The sequence below is a fragment of the Neisseria sp. P0001.S005 genome (assembly GCF_051963715.1).
This window is the reverse complement of sequence record NZ_JBQCTZ010000986.1, coordinates 1-265: the sequence shown is the minus strand read 5'-3', so window position 1 is coordinate 265 and position 265 is coordinate 1. Positions and strand designations below refer to the sequence as shown.

At 39.6% G+C, this 265-nt stretch carries 1 pseudogene; it reads right to left on the bottom strand.

Annotation, left to right across the window (positions count from 1 at the left end):
- A pseudogene (locus ACTHSP_RS23785) lies at nucleotides 1–194 on the bottom strand (M48 family peptidase); the annotation flags it as partial.
- Nucleotides 195–265 lie beyond the last annotated feature (71 nt).

Sequence of the window (265 nt, the reverse complement as noted above, 5' to 3'; positions counted from 1 at the left end):
TGAGCAGTTGGAGATGAAACATCCAAAGCTTTTTGACCACGCGCTTTTTGAATGACTTGTGAGTAACTTTTAGCCGCATCTTCATTCAAAGTCGCGGTATCGTAGCCAACCATATCCGCTACAGAAGTACAGCCGGTCAACGCCAAAATCACGCCCATGCCAGCCAAATATTTTTTATTCAGTTTTTTCAACATGTTTTCTCTCTGTGTTTTTAAGTTAATGTAACGACATTGTACCCAAATTTAATACACTTTACACAAAAGGC